7 protein-coding genes are annotated in these 16,762 nt (G+C 61.9%); 5 read left to right on the top strand and 2 right to left on the bottom strand.

What is annotated here, in order from left to right; genetic code table 11:
* Positions 1 to 96: 96 nt before the first annotated feature.
* The 3 genes from ACN22W_RS33620 (at position 97) to ACN22W_RS33630 (ending at position 12,910) form a co-directional block, all read left to right on the top strand.
* On the top strand, positions 97 to 10,518 hold the full coding sequence (locus ACN22W_RS33620) for a neuraminidase-like domain-containing protein (RefSeq protein WP_419690390.1): 10,422 nt from the start codon (positions 97 to 99) through the stop codon (positions 10,516 to 10,518).
* A complete protein-coding gene (locus tag ACN22W_RS33625) occupies positions 10,505 to 10,744 on the top strand; it encodes a hypothetical protein (protein WP_193102731.1) in 240 nt (79 codons plus the stop codon). The genes ACN22W_RS33620 and ACN22W_RS33625 overlap by 14 nt, the downstream gene beginning before the upstream one ends.
* 723 nt (positions 10,745 to 11,467) lie before the next feature.
* Positions 11,468 to 12,910 (top strand): ATP-binding protein, encoded by a 1,443-nt coding sequence (locus tag ACN22W_RS33630; RefSeq protein ID WP_419690391.1) that lies wholly within the window; start codon positions 11,468 to 11,470, stop codon positions 12,908 to 12,910.
* Positions 12,911 to 12,923: 13 nt separating this feature from the next.
* Here the strand turns inward: ACN22W_RS33630 and ACN22W_RS33635 are convergent, their stop codons facing one another.
* The gene (locus ACN22W_RS33635) at positions 12,924 to 13,397 is read right to left on the bottom strand and encodes an acyl-CoA thioesterase (protein WP_343491948.1); all 474 of its coding nucleotides are present in this window, start codon (positions 13,395 to 13,397) and stop codon (positions 12,924 to 12,926) included.
* A 243-nt stretch (positions 13,398 to 13,640) separates the two neighbouring features.
* Here ACN22W_RS33635 and ACN22W_RS33640 point away from each other — a divergent pair, with 243 nt between their 5' ends.
* A complete protein-coding gene (locus ACN22W_RS33640) occupies positions 13,641 to 14,579 on the top strand; it encodes a response regulator (RefSeq protein WP_343491947.1) in 939 nt (312 codons plus the stop codon).
* Between the two features lie 543 nt (positions 14,580 to 15,122).
* Positions 15,123 to 15,437: a helicase gene (locus ACN22W_RS33645; RefSeq protein WP_412026314.1), complete on the top strand. Its 315-nt coding sequence runs from the start codon at positions 15,123 to 15,125 to the stop codon at positions 15,435 to 15,437.
* 137 nt (positions 15,438 to 15,574) lie between these two features.
* On the opposite strand, the gene ACN22W_RS33650 is transcribed toward ACN22W_RS33645, so the two are convergent.
* Positions 15,575 to 16,384, bottom strand: coding sequence for an IclR family transcriptional regulator (locus ACN22W_RS33650; protein WP_419690392.1), 810 nt, complete (start codon positions 16,382 to 16,384; stop codon positions 15,575 to 15,577).
* Positions 16,385 to 16,762 lie beyond the last annotated feature (378 nt).

Consider the following 16,762-nt stretch of genomic DNA (forward strand, 5'->3'; position numbering starts at 1 on the left):
AAGGTCAAGGCATGTGAGCCGCTACTGCTGAGCAACGTCGACTTCAACGAAACAAAACGCCGGGCGACAGCTCGATTTGTGCCGAGGAGATAGACCATGCCGCAAATACTCGTGATCCGGCTCCACCCGGACACACCCATCGGTGGCACGCGTTTCAGCGATTTTCTGACCGGCCTGAAAATCTCGGCCTTCGATCTGAGCGTCGGCGATCCCAACGTGGGCCAGCATATCGGTGATGCCGCATTCGTGGCACCGGCCGCGCCACCGATCCCCGACCCGGGCACGACCATCGTCCAGCATTACACGCCGCCGATTCCACCGCTGCCGCTCACGATTTACGCCGAATCCGAAGCAACGGCGGTGATCCCGATCACGCTGCCCGCCGGATACAAGGAATACGTGACGCCCGACGTCCGGCTCGAAATCAGCCGCGGTGGCGCGAAGATCGCGAGCAAACTCGTCTACTATGACGTCAACGTCGTGACCGTCGGCGCGTTGCCCGCGCCGGCAACGTATCCCGCCATTCCGGCCAGCGAGGTCGGGATCTATCTGCCGCTCCCTCGCCCGCTGTCGCCCGGTCTCGCCCAAATCGACTTGAGCCAGGGGCAGGCGCCCGATTTCGAATCGCTCAAAACCGCCGTGCAAACGGTGTTGGCCGCGGATCAGGGGCCGGTGCCCGCCATCACCGACATCACGCCCGTCCAGGCGACGCATATCGCCAATGAAATCATCTGGGGCCCGCAAGATCCGCTACCGGCGGCGCCTGCGAGCGGTACGACCGGGTTCGACGATCTGGGCGCGTTATATACCAATCCCCCGAACGACGGCACGATCGGCAACCAGCTCGAACAGAACCGGCAGCAGTTCGAAGGCAACCTGAACAGCTATTACGCGACGCATAACGCCAACGTCGATCGGCTGGCCCGCTACACGTTTGCACTCGGTTGCGCGATGGCCTGTGAAAAGATGAGCATCGACGCCGAGATGGCGTTGTTGGTCTTTCCGGTCAACCCCGGTGTACCGAGTCCAACCACAACGATCAGCAGCGCCGATGTCGTGCTGGTCCAAAGCGGCGGCGGTACCCTTGCGCCCGCATTCAAGGTGCCTGCCGAGTATTTCTATGCGCTCGGCGTCATGCTGCCCATGCAGATGCCGGCGAAGCAGCGATATCAACTCGCATGCCGCGACAACGAGGAACGTACGCTGCCTGCGCTGACGTCGGCAGTCGATGCCGGCACGATCAGCGATTCGCTTGCCGTCAATCCGGCACAGGCGGCTCGGCGGATTGCGGCACTCGTGCCCGGCGTGCAATACGACGCGACCGCGCCGCACTGCGAAGTCGATGCCACGCTCACGCCGCTCGTCAATGATTGGCTTGCGTATCCGTCTGCCGCCAACTGGCGCGACTATCACCCTGGCGACGATACCGTCGGGTTCTGGACACCGGAAATCGCCGCGCAGCCGAACGCCTATCTCTCGCTCGACCTCGCGGCGGTGACGAACGACCACCAGCCGTTGATTGCTGCGATTCGTGCCATTCCCGTGACGAGCGTGGGCCAACTGTCGCTGATGTCGGTCACGGATTGGAACAATCTGTTTGGCACGCCGCCCAACATCGTGCTGCTGCCGCCCTTCACTGCGCCGGGAACGGCTCAAGCGCGCGTGGCGGCATTCATTCGCCGCGTCCAGAAATTCTTCGCGGTCGGTTTCGGGATCGCGACACTGCCGTCCGCCGCCGCGCCCGCCGCACCGGTACTCGATTTGCCCACGGCCGACGTCATTGCCGACTGGGTCAGCGCTTATCAGGCGCTGGTAGGCGGCACTTTTTCCTTCGGCGCGGGCGCGCTCGTGGATGCAAACGCGACCGCTGCCGCGCAGACGGCGTTGCCCGGCGACCCATCGGCGCAGGCGTGGCTCGTTCAGCGCGTCACGGTGTTGAATGCCTTGTGTCAACTGGCCGGCGTTGCATCGAATGTGATGCCGCCCGTGCCGAGCTTGGCGTTTTCCATCGCCGAAGCGTTGTATGCGCGCGGCTTCACCAGCGCGATGGACATCAACCGGCTGAACCAGGCGGATTTTGCCGATGCGATGCGCGGGACCGTCGCGTTCGATCAGGCCAATGCAATCTGGAGCGCGGCAGGCGGCGTCAATCCTCCCGCGCCGCCGCCACCCGGCCCGTTCCAGCCGGTGAACCCCGGCGGATTGGAGAACTGCGTGCCGCCGTGCTACCTGTCGCCCACGGGCACGGTCGAGTATTTGCATGAACTGCTGCGGCTTTCGGAGAATTCGACCTGCGCGACGCCCGCTGCGCCGCCCGATCAAGGCAGGCCGACGCTCGAAGAGGCAATGGCCGCCCGCCGCAGCGACCCAGGCTTGCTGGACGCGAGCGCGGCAAACGCAATGACGCCGCTGCCGCTCGTCGACATCGTCATCGAGCAACTCGAAAACCTGGTCGCGCCACCGGCTTCCGGCAGCGTCTACAACACGGCCGAACATCACCTGAACGATCACAAGCTGTGCTCCGCGGACGAGTGCGCCGACGTGGTCGAGAATACGGACAAATGCCAACCGCCAGCCAGTGTGTTTCGCGCGTTGTCCGAATTCAATTCGCCGGCCACGCCGGTTGCAAACCGCGCGGCGTATGACGCGCTGAAAGCCGATTTTTCGTCACCCGCGCTACCGTATTCGCAGCCTCTCGACGTCAACCGTGCGTACCTCGACGCGCTTTCATCGTGCCGTTTTGCGGCGATGCGCGGCTTCAGAAAGGAGATCGCCGAATTCGCACTCGACCCGACAGTCGTTGCGCCGACGTTTCAAAGCCATTTGTGGCGATACCCGGTAAAGATCGATATCGGCATCGAGTATCTCGGCATCAATCCCGAAGAGTATGCGCTGCTGTTCACCCACGACATTGCGCTCGTACCGACGCCGGGCCAACTGGTGCTGTATGAGTTGTATGGCTTTCCCGTAGCGAACCCGGGGGGCTTCAATTGGGTCGACGTCGTACTGCGGTTGCCTGAATTCCTGAAGCGCACGGGCCTGACTTATTGCGAACTCGTCGAGCTGCAAAAGTCGAACTGCTTCCGGTTCGCCGTTGTGCAGCAGCAAAGGCAGCGCGATACCAACACGCCCGCCGGCATGGATGCGACGAGTGGAGGCGAGAACTCGGGATTGCTGCCCGTTTGCGAGCCTTGCTGCCCCGAGCATTACCGGATCGTTTTCCAGGACCCCAAGAATCCTCTCGATGCGTTGAGGTTTCTCGCGGTATATCTGCGACTGTGGCGCAAGCTTGGGGCCGTATGCGGAGCGCGCTACACGTTCACCGAGCTTTGCGATATCTGCGAGGTGCTTCAGCTTTTCATCGGCGGCAGTATCAACCCCGATTTCATCCGTCAACTGGCATCGTTCCAGATTCTGCGCGACCAGTTCAGCTTGCGTCTGACCGATGGCACGGCACCGAAAGGTGCACATGGCGCGGACCGGACGCATCTGCTCGCGCTATGGGCGGCGGCCCCACCGGCGGCGAAGTGGAATTGGGCTGTGCGCCAGCTGGTCGATCGAGTCATGCGCTATTCCCAGACACGCATCGACCATTGCCCGAAACGGCCGCCCCATTTCATCAAGCTGCTGGTCGAAAACCTCGATTCACTGTCGGCACTGGCCGGATTCTCGACGACCGTCGCGAAGGACAGTTGGCATGCCGTCCCGACCCATACGCTGCGGTTTGCCGAAGTCCTCGCGAAAATCACCGCCTCGCGTTTCGGCATCGGCGAACTGCTGTACTTGTTTTCGGTAGAGCCGCATCTTGACGGCGACGATCCGTTCCCGCTGCAGGATGCCAACGAATCGCTCGACCATCCCTTCGATCTGCCCGAGGAAGAATCGCGACAGACCCACGCGCGTAACGAAGAAGGTGCGCAGGGCCACAGCCTGGATGCGTTGCGCAAGAAGCTGCTGGCAGTCGCCGTTGACGAAAGCGAGATTCATGACTGGACTTGGCACCGGATCGAAAGCGCATTGAAGATGGAGTTCGGTTATGCCGTGCCGCCCGGCGGCACCGACTACCTGACGTCGCTCGGCAAGCACTTCTTCCCCCGCACGCTGGAGCGCGCCGGTGTTGCCGTTGGGGCGACGGATCGGCAATACCGCACGCCGTTGACGACGGCATCGCCCGACATGTGGAATACGCCGGCGGAAGGTCCGTTCAGATTCGATGCGGCGACCAACGAGCTCTACACGCAGCTTCCGCTGAGCGATCGCGCCGTGATCGAAAAGCTCGTGCACGTCCGCGACCTCACGCTGGACGAGCAACACGCCGTGCAGAACCTGCTTGCGATGCCGCGCGTCGATCTCGCGCCGTTTGCGATGTTGTTCCCCGACTTCGCAGCGGCGGAACAAAATCTGATTGCCGAGCACGACGAAGAAAGGCGCTGGCACTGGTTTCGCGAGCGGTTTGCACTGATGGTCAAGCGCTGCCACGTGATTGCCGCGCATCTGGTCGGCCATGTCAGTGCCGTCGCGAGCGCGTCGCTATGCGGTTGCACCGACGCGCCGTTGCCGCACGAAACGCAAACGGCATGGCTGATTCTGCGGCACCTCTTCGGCGACGAGAACCGCGGTTTGACTTCGTGGGAAAGCGATTCGGGTGCGATACCCGATGTCATGTGGAAGCCGTTGCCGTCTGGCGGGGCGTTTGCGGCGCTGCTAGGACTCGTCGGAACAGGATTGATGGGCGAGTTCCACACCAGCGGCGGTGAGCTCGTCTGGCGCGAGCTCCGCGCGAACATGCGGGCGTTCGATACGGAGAAGAACGAGAAGAACGCGCCATTGCCTACGATCCTGCCGGCGCTCGAGTTGAGCCTTTCTCCCGAGCAACTGAAGCTCTTCGGCGTGCGCAACGGTTTCGCGATTCAGAACCGCCGCGGCACCGAGCTCGGTGGTGCCGCCGGCTTTCATATCAAGTGGCGTGGCGTTCTGATGGTCGACGAGGAAGGCCGCTACCACTTCGAAGCCGACGTACCGCGCGGGAACGCAGGCAAGGAGAACGGCGAAGACGAGCGCGAGTGCAATCCGGAGCGCCGCTGGCGAGTCACCTTGAGCCGCGGGCAGAAGACGTGGGCGGTGCTGTCACATCATTGGAAAGATGAACCCGGCGAAAGCGGTTCGACACTGAATTTGAAGTCGGGCGCATACAACCTCGAAGTCGAATTTTTCCAGAACGAACCGCAGTTTGCGGGCGAAGACGATGTGCGTCCGTTGCATACCGGCTTCGAAGTCAGGTATTCGGGCGCCGATACGCACGGGCAGCTCGTGGTGCTGCCGCTCGACAAGCTCTTTTGCACGAGCAAGGACGAACAGCTCATCGGCAAAATGAGCTTTCCGAAGGGCAGCAGCGTTGCCGAGTACCTGTACCTGAGATACACGAGTACACTGCGCGACATACGTCGTACTTACCAACGCGCGTTCAAGGCGCTGCTTTTCGCGCATCGTTTCGCGCTCACGGGCCATCCGGCGAAGCCGTTCGGGCAGTCCGAGCTGGGTTATATGTTCGCGCATGCGGACTTGTTCGCGGGCGTCAGCTATTACCGCAATCCGGGTTTTGTCAGGCACGCCGCCAATTTCGACATGAACCTGCTGCCACTCCTCGACTACTATCAACCACCGGCAGCGAGTCAGGATCAACGCACCCTTCCGAGCAGCCAGCGCAGGCAGGCGCTGTTCGATTGGTGGGAGCGGATGTTCGATTACTCGCGAATGCGCGGGTCCACGGACGAAAGGGAAGACGAGAGCGGAAAGACGGCGTGGGCGCGCGCAAGACCCGTCTGGCTGTTGTTCGAAGAAGCGGCTGAGAAGCAGCCCGACAACCCGGCTCAACTGCTGCGCCATCTCGACGTCGACCTGGATCACGCGCCCTGCGTGCTGTCGTATTTCTCGACGCAGACGACCCCCGTCTACAAGATCGACAGCGACGACCTGAAGGACGATCGATGGGCCGTCAGGGTCTGGCATGCCGATCACTGGATCGATGAACTTGTCGAACGTTGCCCGCCGAACGACATTCGTCTCGCGCGGCCGGACTTATGGGCGTCGGACGACCCGGGCGCGCTGGTGCCCGGTGAAGCGCAAACCGGCAATGTCAATCTGGTGCGGCTTTTCGAAAACGCGATGATCGAGCCCGACGAACCCGATCTGCGCCGCTACGACGATCTGCAAAAGATCAACGATTGCCTGCGCGTGCATGCACGCGCGCATTTGCTCGCGTATCTGTGCGGAATGAATCGGGTACCGCTGCCGTGGGGTGGCTACGCGAAGTCGCCTGAAGCGTTGAGCGCCCTCCTCCTCATCGACGTCGAAGCCGGCTTCTGCGAAAGGGCCAGCCGGATCGAAGAAGGCATCACGGCGGTGCAGACGTTCGTGCAGCGCGCGCGGCTGGGGTTGGAGGACTGGGCGATCGGACCGTCGTTCCTGAGTCTGTGGAAGAACGTGTTTGCCAGCTACAGGGTCTGGGAGAGCTGCCGCTGCAGGACGCTCTACCGAGAGAACTGGATCGCGTGGGACGAGCTGAGAAAGGCGCGCAGAATCGAAGCATTCCAGTTCCTCGAAGATCAATTGCGCCACTCGACGCTGACGTTGGCCGCACCCGGCGGCCTGGAATACTGGGCGGCGTCGCTGCCGCCAGCGCATCCGGCGGTCGAACTGCTGCAGCAGCGCACGCCTTCCTCGCTGCGCTTGCTGACGCCGCCGAGGGAAGGGCTCGGCGTGCTGGGGACACCCGAGCGCGATGCCCGGCCCTCGTGGCTCGCGCCTGACTCCGGTACGCCTCAAGGGACACCCCAAGGCTCGAACAGTCCCTCATCGCCCACCATCGCCCGCGTCGCGGACACGCGTGCCGCGGGCGCGGTCGTCGCGACGTCGGCCTCGAGCGCGTCACCCGCAGCCGCGTCCGACAAGCCGCCGTTCTGGATCGAGGCGGCCATCCGTCTTGGCGTGCGCTTCATCCGCGTTGCCGCCGGTGGCGTGCCGCCTGCCGCGGCGGCGTTCGTTCCGAGCGACTTTCATGCCGAACCGGGTTGCTGCACCGAATGTGGCTGCGCGCATCCGCCACTCGTCGACGAATACTATTTCTGGCTCGTGCCGGCGCAGACATTCGACGAGCCGTTCCAGGACGAGTATTACGACCCGTCGGAACAGATCTCCCTTTACTGGCACGACCCGCAGCAGATCCCGACGCTTCTCGACTGGAAGCCGGAATCGGCCGTGCGGCTTGCGTGGTGCCGAGTGCATAACGGCGAATTCAAGCAGCCGCGCCATTCCGCTGGACTGGTCAAGCTGTCTACCGGCGCGACGCCTGACCTGACCTACGTCGGGAGGCTGGACGACTCGCTGACTTTCGCAGTGACCGGCGGTATTGCGCCCACGCCCGTCGGTTACAACGGCACGGACGCCCCGGGCTTCCGCTACGACATGGCCGTGGATAGGTGCGTGACGCTGCCGCTCGTGGCGGATCCGACGCCCGTCGCGAGTTCCTGCCCCGCCGGGTTGCCGGCCTACCCGTATTTTGTTTTCGTCGAGCCCGGCGAGCGGCTTTTCGTCGAATCGATGTTCAGCCCGTCGATCGAAATTGCCGATGCGCTGCGCTGCCATTGTCATTTCGAACCGGCACTGAAGTGGTACGAGCTCGTGCGCAATCCTCTGCAATCCGACAATATGTGGGTGCATTGCAGCACGGGCAACCGGCCGGGCGGCGGCACCCTGGGAACGGTCGATGTGGCCGGGCAACCGGCCGACGTTGCGGTGGCGGAGCAGCCGTCGGCGACGCATGGGTCCTCGACCGACGGCGTGGATGTGCCTGGCCCTGGACGTGCGCCGCTCGACATGTGCTGCGATAGCACGAACATCTCGGCACAGACTGCTCGCGATCGTGCGATCGTGCTCGCTTATGCCGAAACGCTCGTCGAGTGGGCGCGCGCGCTGATGCGGAAGAACTCGCGCGAGTCGGCGCAAGAGGCCCGGCTGATTCTCGACACCGCTTCGGCCATTCTCGGTCCCTGTCCACCGACCGTGCACAATCCGTCAAGGCCGCACAAGCAGACCGTCGCGACGTTCGTGCCATTGAACCCGCCGCTCAATCCGCGGCTGATGCAGTTGTATTGCCATGTTCGGGACGGCCTTTCGCTCGTGCATCGTTGCCTGAGCGACAAGCGGCTGCGCAACCCGGATGTGGCGGGTGCGTGCGGCTCGCCGTACTGGGGGCAGGATCCATGCTGCTGCGATCCGGCATCCCACCGGCCGTGCGACGAACCCGTTTGTTGCGAGGATGACGCCTGGTGTCACCCGCTCACGCAGTATCGCTTCGTCGTGTTGATGCAGAAAGCACGAGAAAGCGTGGGGCACCTGCGCGAAATGGGCACGGCGCTCCTGGGTGCATTCGAACGCGGCGACGGCGAGTATCTGGCGCAGATGCACGCGCGGCACGAGACAGAGCTGGCCGACATGACGGTCGATATCCGGCAGCAGCAATGGCGCGAGGCGGACTGGCAGGTGCAGGCGCTGCGCAAGGGCAAGGAGGTGCAGCAGACGAACCGCCGGTACACCAAGCGACTGATCGATGTCGGCCTGATCAATGGTGAGCTCGACTATCAGGACAATATGAACAACGAGATCGGGCTGCGCACCACGGCAACCGATATCGAGGCCGTGGCGGAGGCAATGGAGCTGATTCCAGACCTCTTCGTCGGCTTCCCGTGCGAAGAAACCTGGCTTCCGCTCGGCACCAAGCTCGCCGGTATGTTCAAGACGATCGCTCGCATTACAAACGAGATCGGCGAGATCGCCGGCCTCAATGCGCAGCTCGATCTGACGCAAGCAGGCTGGCAGCGCAGGCTTGACGAGTGGGTGCATCAGGTCGAGGTCCTTGATCTGGAAATCGAACAGATGGAGATCCAGATCCTCGCCGCGGAGAGAAAGGCCCACGAGACCTTGCTCGAATTGAATCTGCACCAGCAGTCGCTCGAGCAATCGCGCGAAAGGCTGAACCTCTTGCGCGACAAGTTTACGAGTCACGAGCTATGGCTATACCTGCAGAAGGAAGGCATGGCCATGTACTGGCAAATGTACGAGCTGGCGCAGCATGTCGTGCGGCAGGCACAACGGGCGTTCAATTTCGAGCTCGGTTTTACCGGTCGCAATTTCCTGCCGTGCGAAAGCTGGAACGGCCTGCAAGAGGGCTTGCTCGCGGGAGACAAGCTGCAACTCGCGCTCGACCGGATGGAAAAGGAATATCTGCAATGCCATCAGCGCGAGTACGAACTCACGAAGCACGTGTCGCTCGCGTTGCATTTTCCATTGCAGTTCCTGCAACTCAGATTGACCGGCTACTGCGAAATCGAAATACCCGAGTGGATGTTCGACATGGACTATCCGGGGCAGTATATGCGGCGCCTCAAAAGTGTCAGCGTGACGATACCGTGTGTAACCGGACCCTATACGGGCGTGCATTGCAAGCTGACGCTCCTGCATAGCTGGACGCGTATCGACCCGTGTCTGCCCTGCCCCGTGACGCATTGCTGCAATGACAAGCCGAAGGGTGCCTGCGGCTGCCGTCATCCCTTGCACGAGCATTACGAGGCGGGATGCTGCGATCCACGCGGCGTGAAGCTGTATGGTGCGCGCGAAGCGATTGCGACGTCGAGCGGCCGCAACGATGCGGGGTTGTTCGAACTGAATTTCCACGACGATCGGCATTTGCCATTCGAATATGCCGGCGCCGTCAGCTGCTGGCGCATCGAACTGCCGCAGGAGAGCAACTACTTCGATCTCGATACGTTGGCCGACACGGTACTGCACCTGAACTATACGTCGCGCGAAGGCGGCACGGCATTGCGCGATGCGGCTCGCGCGGCCATTCGGGAAAGGCTGCCCGGCAATGGATGGATCTATCTCGACGTGCATCGCGACTTTCCCGATGTGTGGGAGCAGCTGCGTCGCTCGCGCAGCGCGATGCAGGACGGCGTGCGGAGGCGCAGCGTCGATGACGCGCATCCGGGAGGCGTCATGACGCTTCCTGTCTCAAGGAGGCTGTTTCCGTACTTGCCAGGTGATCCGTCGATCAAAGTCACCAAGGTGGCCGTGCTCTTCGACAGCAGTCATTGCTGCGAGCAGGAATGTCCGCACATCGACGCGTGCCCTTGCGCGCATGAAGTGAAGCGCGGCAGCCACCTCGTCGAAGTGACCGTCGACCACCCGGACAGCGAATGTTCGCCGGACGAGTTCGAAATCGAATGCAGGAGCAGCGTCGATTGGCCGGGGCTGTATCACGGCAGCGGAGAGCTTCGCATCGCTCCGCTCGACAACTGCCATCCGGGCCATACGATGACGTTGAACTTTGCCGATCGCATTTGCGGGCTGGAGCGGGTTTTCGTGCTGTGCCGTTACGAAGTCATCGAACGTTGTTGCGAGACCGTGCGGCCGGGTTCGTCTTTCGACGTTCATGAGGGAGGCTGCCATGACTGCGCGTAAGCCGACAGTGCAAATCCGGGAGGGGAAGGTGGAGCACCCCGCCCGCGACTCCGCCGAAACGGACCGTCAGAAGAAAGTGAAGTACCAATTTGTCACGGGCGTGACGTTGGTGGCGCTTGAGGACCGGGTCAATCAGCTGATTGACGAACATCCGGATTTGACGCTGAAGCAAGTATTGTTTGCGCAGGGAACCGGGTTCGTGGCCGTGCTCGAGCGGTCGGCGTGAGATCCGCGTCGTACCGCTCCTGTACGCCGTAACCGGTCGAAAAACCAAGCGTCCGATCGGCCTGCGAGCTGTCGCCTTATCCATTCGCGCAGGCTCCGAGGCGCAAGCCAGCGCACGCCGACGGCGGCCGGGGCTCGGCGAAGCGCATTTCATTAATAATCCGTGCAATTCTCGAGTGGCGCGAAGTATTCACGAAGCTCCGTGATAAAGCGTAGTACGCGGTGCTTGACGAAAACATGCATCTGCTATCCGTCCGGCGTCGCTTTTTATGACAGGAAACGCAGGTTCCCGGATAGGTGTATCGGGTCGGTCGATTATTCGAGATTCCGCGCTCTATCGACGTGATTGATTCAAAAATTAATTTTCAAATCGATAACGATTCCCCTCGCCGTCGAGCAATTCGCCGTGGCAGACTGATGTCCCGCTCGAGTTCCCGCTTCACACGATCGACCGAAGCTTGTGTTGCGGCGCGGCTCTTGGCAATCGTGAAGGCAAAACTTGTAGCAGCCAAGTTGCCATCCATGGCCCGTTCCTGATTATGATGTCGTTCGACTATCCTGTTCGGCACCCGTCACCCGCGTAATCGACCATTGTGATGCGCGGACGCATCGTGGACAAACCCGCCGCGCTCGCTCGCCTACCGCTGCGTGCTACTCTCGCAAATGGCACCAGCCAAGACAGTTCCGTGGTGCGCGCCCAGTGAACATTGTGGATTCACGCATCATGTACTCGATCTTGCCCGCGTTTGTATCTGCGTTGTTTCTCGGGTTTGGCCTCTACGTGCTGGCCACCAAGGGTCTCACGCGCGTGTCCGTCCCGTTCGCCTTGATGTGCGCGGCGACCTTCGTCTGGCAGGGAACGTGGGCCTTCCTGTTCCAGACGACCGATGCGAACGTCGCCAACCTGCTGGTCAAGGCAGGCTATCTGTTCATCCTTTTTCTGCCGACGACCTTCTATCATTTCGTGACGGAGATCGTGTCGCGTCGGGACGAGCGGCCGATCATGTTTGCTTCCTACGGACTCTGCGTCCTGCTGGCTGGGCTGCTGGTCACGAGCAATGCGGTCGTCGATGGATTCCGCCTGCATTTCTTCGGCCCGTATCCGAAGGCGGGCCCACTGCATCCGCTGCACGTCGTGCAAACGGTATTGCTGGTCGGCCGCAGCGCTTGGCTCCTGATCGACGCAAGACGACAGGAGCGAGCCCGAGACGTCCGGCAACTGCTCGCGCAATGTCTCGTCAGCCTGGGCCTCTACTCGCTCGCGGCGACCGACTATGCGGTGAACTACGGCGTCGAGTTCTATCCGGTCGGGGTGCTGTTTATCGCGGTCAGTCTCGGGATTCTCGCGACGTCGATCGTCCGTTATGGCCTCATGGGCCCCTACCTTCTGGCCGCGACGGTCGCGCACGAAGTGGCCACGCCGCTGGCGGCGATCGGCCTGCACGCGGACGAGCTGCGCAACGTCCTGCCGGTGCTGCTGCGCGGGTATCGGCTGGCGGTGGAGCACCGGTTGTGCGCCGACGGTTTGTATCCCGGACAGCTGGAGCGGCTGCCGACGCTCGCGTCGTCGATCCGGCGCCAGGTCGACACCACGAGTACGGTGGTCGAAATGTCCCTGGCGTCCTTTACGCTGGACCGACTCGATCGCCGCGGCTTCGCGGCCCATCCGATACGGGCCTGTGTCGACGCCGCGGTGGATCGCTTTCCCTTCCGACCGGGTGAGCGCGACCGTGTATCGGTCGACGCGATCGATCCGGACCTTCGGTTCTCCGGATCCGACTCGCTCGTGATCTTCGTCATCTTCAATCTGCTGAAAAACGCCCTGTACGCGATCCACTCGAACGGCCGTGGGCAGATCGAGATCGACGCCCATCGCAGCAACGGTTACTGCGTGGTGCGTTTCAGCGATACGGGCCCAGGCATCGCCCCCGATGTGCTCCCGCGAATCTTCGACGCCTTCTTCTCGACCAAATCGCACGGTCGCGGCGCCGGCATGGGCTTGAGTTTTTGCCGCCGCGTATGCGAAGCGCTCGGCGGCACCATTGTGTGTGAATCCATCCCTGGCGTCCGGACCACATTCACGATTCGGCTGCCGGAGCCCGGTTCGCCGGCGGACCAGGTATTGCGCGATCCGCCGGCACCCACCCGGCGCTATCGCATCGGGTAAGGCGGTCTCACATTCAGTTCGCGGTGGACGGCAGGATCAGTTCATACGCCTTGACCCGCTCGATGATGCCCGCCGGAAACCGGCGGATCCGCTTGTCGGAACCGGCAAACACGATCTGCTGATACCCCAGCGACACCTGTCGTCCGTCAACGTAGAAGCGAAACAGCAGATAGGCCGAACACTGCCGGACCTCGAACGTATTGAGATAGCAATCGACCCGCTGGAACGGGAACGTCTCGTGGACGTATTCCTGATGCGCGCGCTTCGTCACGAACGACCCGCCAGCCGCCAGCAGGTTGTTGTGGATGCATTCGTGAAACCAGCGTTCACGGCACACGCCCTGCCATTCGAAGTAGCGTGCGAAATAGGTATTCATGAAGGCATTGGAATCCTTGAGGTAAATGTCGATCACGTGGTGGAAGGTTTTCTCGGACAGATGTGCCGTTTCGTTGGAAAGGACGTGAAGAATTGCGTCTCGCGTCAACATGGATAACTCCTTGAATCGCTACTGGCGGTAGCGGCGCATTCCTTCAACGAGAAGGAATGGCCCGATTCTCCCCGTGCAATTCCGTTGAGCCGCGTGGTAAAAAACGCCGAATTCGCAAATAACGAGCAGTTGATATGCGTCCCACTTTCGCCGGATAATTGGCGCGGTCGTGCAACGCGACCGTCATTCGCGGTAACGTGTCTCCGGTACCGCATCTTCTTTTGCTGATTTATCGAGACTCGTATGCAACCCTTCGTTAGCCAGCCGGTGCTCTATCCCGTGTCCGTGGTGTTTGTCGACGACAATCCGGATTTCCTGCAGGCGCTGCGGGGCGCATTTCCGGACGAACACCTGAACCGCTTTTTTACGCAACCGCAGGCGGCGCTCGACTTCGTGTCGTCGCGTGACGCGGAGCTGCCACCAACGGCCGCGGACTATTTCGGTGCGGAGAAAAAAGGCGGAAATGCGGTCGGCCAGGATGCGCTCACCGATCCCGCCCGCTTCGAGGCGGTGGGCGCGGTGGTCGTCGACTATTCCATGCCGGAGGTTGACGGCGTCCAGTTTCTGTCCTCCATCCGCAACGCGAACTGCATGAAAATCCTGCTCACCGGCATCGCCGACGAGCGCGTGGCGGTGGACGCGTTCAACGCGGGACTGATCGATTGCTATCTGAAGAAAACCGACGTCGAGATGGCGCGCAAGCTGGCAACCGTGCTGGACAACGCGAAACGCAAGTACTGCGCGGCCCGCGGGCACATCAGCCTGCATGAAGCAGGGTCGACCTACCGGGATCCGCGGATCGTCAAACTGATCGATGAGGTGGCCGCGCGGGAAGGCATCGTCGAATACTACTGGCGCCCCAATCAGGACGCGGTGCTGATGTTCGACGCGGCCGGCGCGCCAAGCGTATTTCTCGCCTGGAACGAAGAGGACTGGTCGTTCCACTGCGATATCGTGGCCGACGCGGACGGGCCGGCCGAATTGTGCCGCGGCATGGAAGCGCGCCGCATCATGCCGCTGTTCTGGCCATCTCAGGCCTATCGGCCGGGTCTCGCGGACGTTCACTGCGCGGCCCCGCTCCCCGTTCCGGGATGGGACGGCACGTTTTATAGCTGGACCCGTCTGGATGATTCGGCCACCGAGCGCGAGCTGCCGACGTTGGCAAAATGGCGTCACGCGTAAGCGATCATCTGCCTGTCTCCAAACGGAAAGGATAGGCGAGGCGGTGTTGTCGCCGACTCGGTAGCAACTCAAATGGGAGTAATCCCTGTCAATATTGACAGTTATCAGCGGCGCGGACTTTTGTTCTAATAGCACCCTATTCCGAGGGCCACCCACTATTCCAATCAGGTGGCACATCCGTTCAGGGCATGCCGTTGACCAACGGTCTGCATCGCCTCCCGATATCGATCGATTCTCGATCCGATGTTGTCTCACGCTTCCAAAAGCTGCAGCGACACGCATCCGTAAATTTCCGACCGGCGCATCGAGGCTCGTTTTCACGGCGCGTCGACGTCACCGCACGGGCGCGGGTCGCGTCTATGGATGACGCGAAAACGGGCTCACGGTCGTGTGCGAGGGAACGCTTCCGGCGCCGGCCCGCCTCGTCAGAAATCACCCCTGTCAGACCGCCTCGCGGCGACCGCGGCCATCGCACAACATGGCCGATTTTCGGTGGATCCTCGCGCGGCGTTAGAATAGCGCCCCTTCTGATGGGAGACGAAAATGTCCTGGTTCGTTTACGAAGTACCTGAATACCATGAAGACGCTGCGCGCATCGAGCCTTTCAGCGACCTGCGTAGCCGCGTGCTGCAAGTCGGTGGCCCGGCCATGGCCGATGAACTGGAAAGCGTTCGCGAGAACGCCGCGGCGACAGCGGACACGTCCGAGCGCCCCCTGCGGACTCCGGAGAATCCGCATGTCTTTCCGATTCCTTACGCCGACTCCATGATCCTGGTCGGATTCATCTTCGATCTGAAACGCGAATTCCGGCAACTGGTCGTGTCGCCCGTGGAAATGCCCTGGCTGAAAGACGCGTAAAAGGTGGTCGGAACGGAAGCCGACGGGAGCGTTGCTCCTGTTCCGGAGCCCCGGCCGAATGTCCAGCGCACGCTTTCGGATACACGCGCCTCGAGTTGAACCCGCGCGTCGGACTGAATCGGGCTTCCCCGTTCGCTTCAGCGCATGACGCGGTTCGAGATCGCGTGAGAAATCGCAAGCAAGTGTACGCACACAGCATCCGCGCTTGGGCGATCTACCGGCGTCCCGGCTTCCAGAAACGGGCATGTAATGACCGCGATGGCGTTCCCTGCCCTATCCAGCAACGGGAACGACATGTTTTCCAACCCGCTGAAGCTCAAGCTCGATATGCGTGCGTATCCCATTCGACAAATGGCGTCGAGCTGTCCGTGCGGGATTTCCGCGAGCCCGCCTTCGTCAAGCGTCGCACGCTGCGTGGCGCGCAGCATCGCAATCCGGGCCTGGACACCCTGAAAAGCCAGCAGGGCCAAGCCCGGCGCGGTGTCGATCACGCCAAGTTCTGCGCCGATCCTGGGTGTAATCGTGAGTCGGTCCGGCGGCTCATACGTTGCGACGACGCGCACCTGGCCGTCGTGAAAGACGCCCAGGAAAGCGGATTGAGATACTGCCCGGACGAAATTCGTCATCTCCGGATACAGGGTGTCGAGGATGTCACGCAATGCCGGATGTTGCATCGCCAGTCGATAGATTTTGGAGGAGAGATGGTAGCGATCCCCGCCGGATGCGCGATGGACGTATCCGCGTGAGACCAGCCTCTCGACCATCCGATAAATCTCGCTCGGATTGCGACCGAGCGCCGTCGACATCTCGGTGCGCGACAAGCCGTCAGCCTGCCCCGCAAGCAATTCCAGTATGTCGAGCCCCTTGTCCAGCGCGGGTGCGTGATAGCGATCGTGCCTGACTGCGCGATGCGCGTTTTCCAGAGAGTGGGATTCAGAACCAGTCATCAGTTGTACAGATCGATCCGGTGAAATGCACCAGGAGTGCGCGGTGCGGAGGCATCGGCTCGCATGACGCGACGGTTGTAGTCATGCCCGGAGCCGACGCAATCATGGCCGGAAGCGAGCACTGCTCTTCGAACAAGGGGAAGAAATAGGTTTCTAGTTGTTTTTATCGACACGGCGCTTGTCGGTCGTCATCGCTCGACATGTGATCAACGCAACATCCGTCGCTCGAACGGTCGGACAGCGCCGCGCTTCCGGCCCCGCCCGGCCCGATTGGACCAGGCGAGGCTGGAGAGGGACGAGCCGCTGCCCGCCATCTTCGCGCGCAACACCCCGTCAGCCAGCAAAACCCTGCCGACCGTCCGTTGACGGCGATGGCAT

It is taken from the genome of Burkholderia theae (genome assembly GCF_048565265.1).
Taxonomy (GTDB): Bacteria; Pseudomonadota; Gammaproteobacteria; order Burkholderiales; family Burkholderiaceae; genus Burkholderia; species Burkholderia theae.

Coding starts and splice junctions, on each gene's coding strand:
- ACN22W_RS33650 (WP_419690392.1), bottom strand. CDS start 16,384: ATGACTGGTTCTGAATCCCACTCTCTGGAAAACGCGCATCGCGCAGTC.
- ACN22W_RS33645 (WP_412026314.1), top strand. CDS start 15,123: ATGTCCTGGTTCGTTTACGAAGTACCTGAATACCATGAAGACGCTGCG.
- ACN22W_RS33640 (WP_343491947.1), top strand. CDS start 13,641: ATGCAACCCTTCGTTAGCCAGCCGGTGCTCTATCCCGTGTCCGTGGTG.
- ACN22W_RS33620 (WP_419690390.1), top strand. CDS start 97: ATGCCGCAAATACTCGTGATCCGGCTCCACCCGGACACACCCATCGGT.
- ACN22W_RS33625 (WP_193102731.1), top strand. CDS start 10,505: ATGACTGCGCGTAAGCCGACAGTGCAAATCCGGGAGGGGAAGGTGGAG.
- ACN22W_RS33630 (WP_419690391.1), top strand. CDS start 11,468: ATGTACTCGATCTTGCCCGCGTTTGTATCTGCGTTGTTTCTCGGGTTT.
- ACN22W_RS33635 (WP_343491948.1), bottom strand. CDS start 13,397: ATGTTGACGCGAGACGCAATTCTTCACGTCCTTTCCAACGAAACGGCA.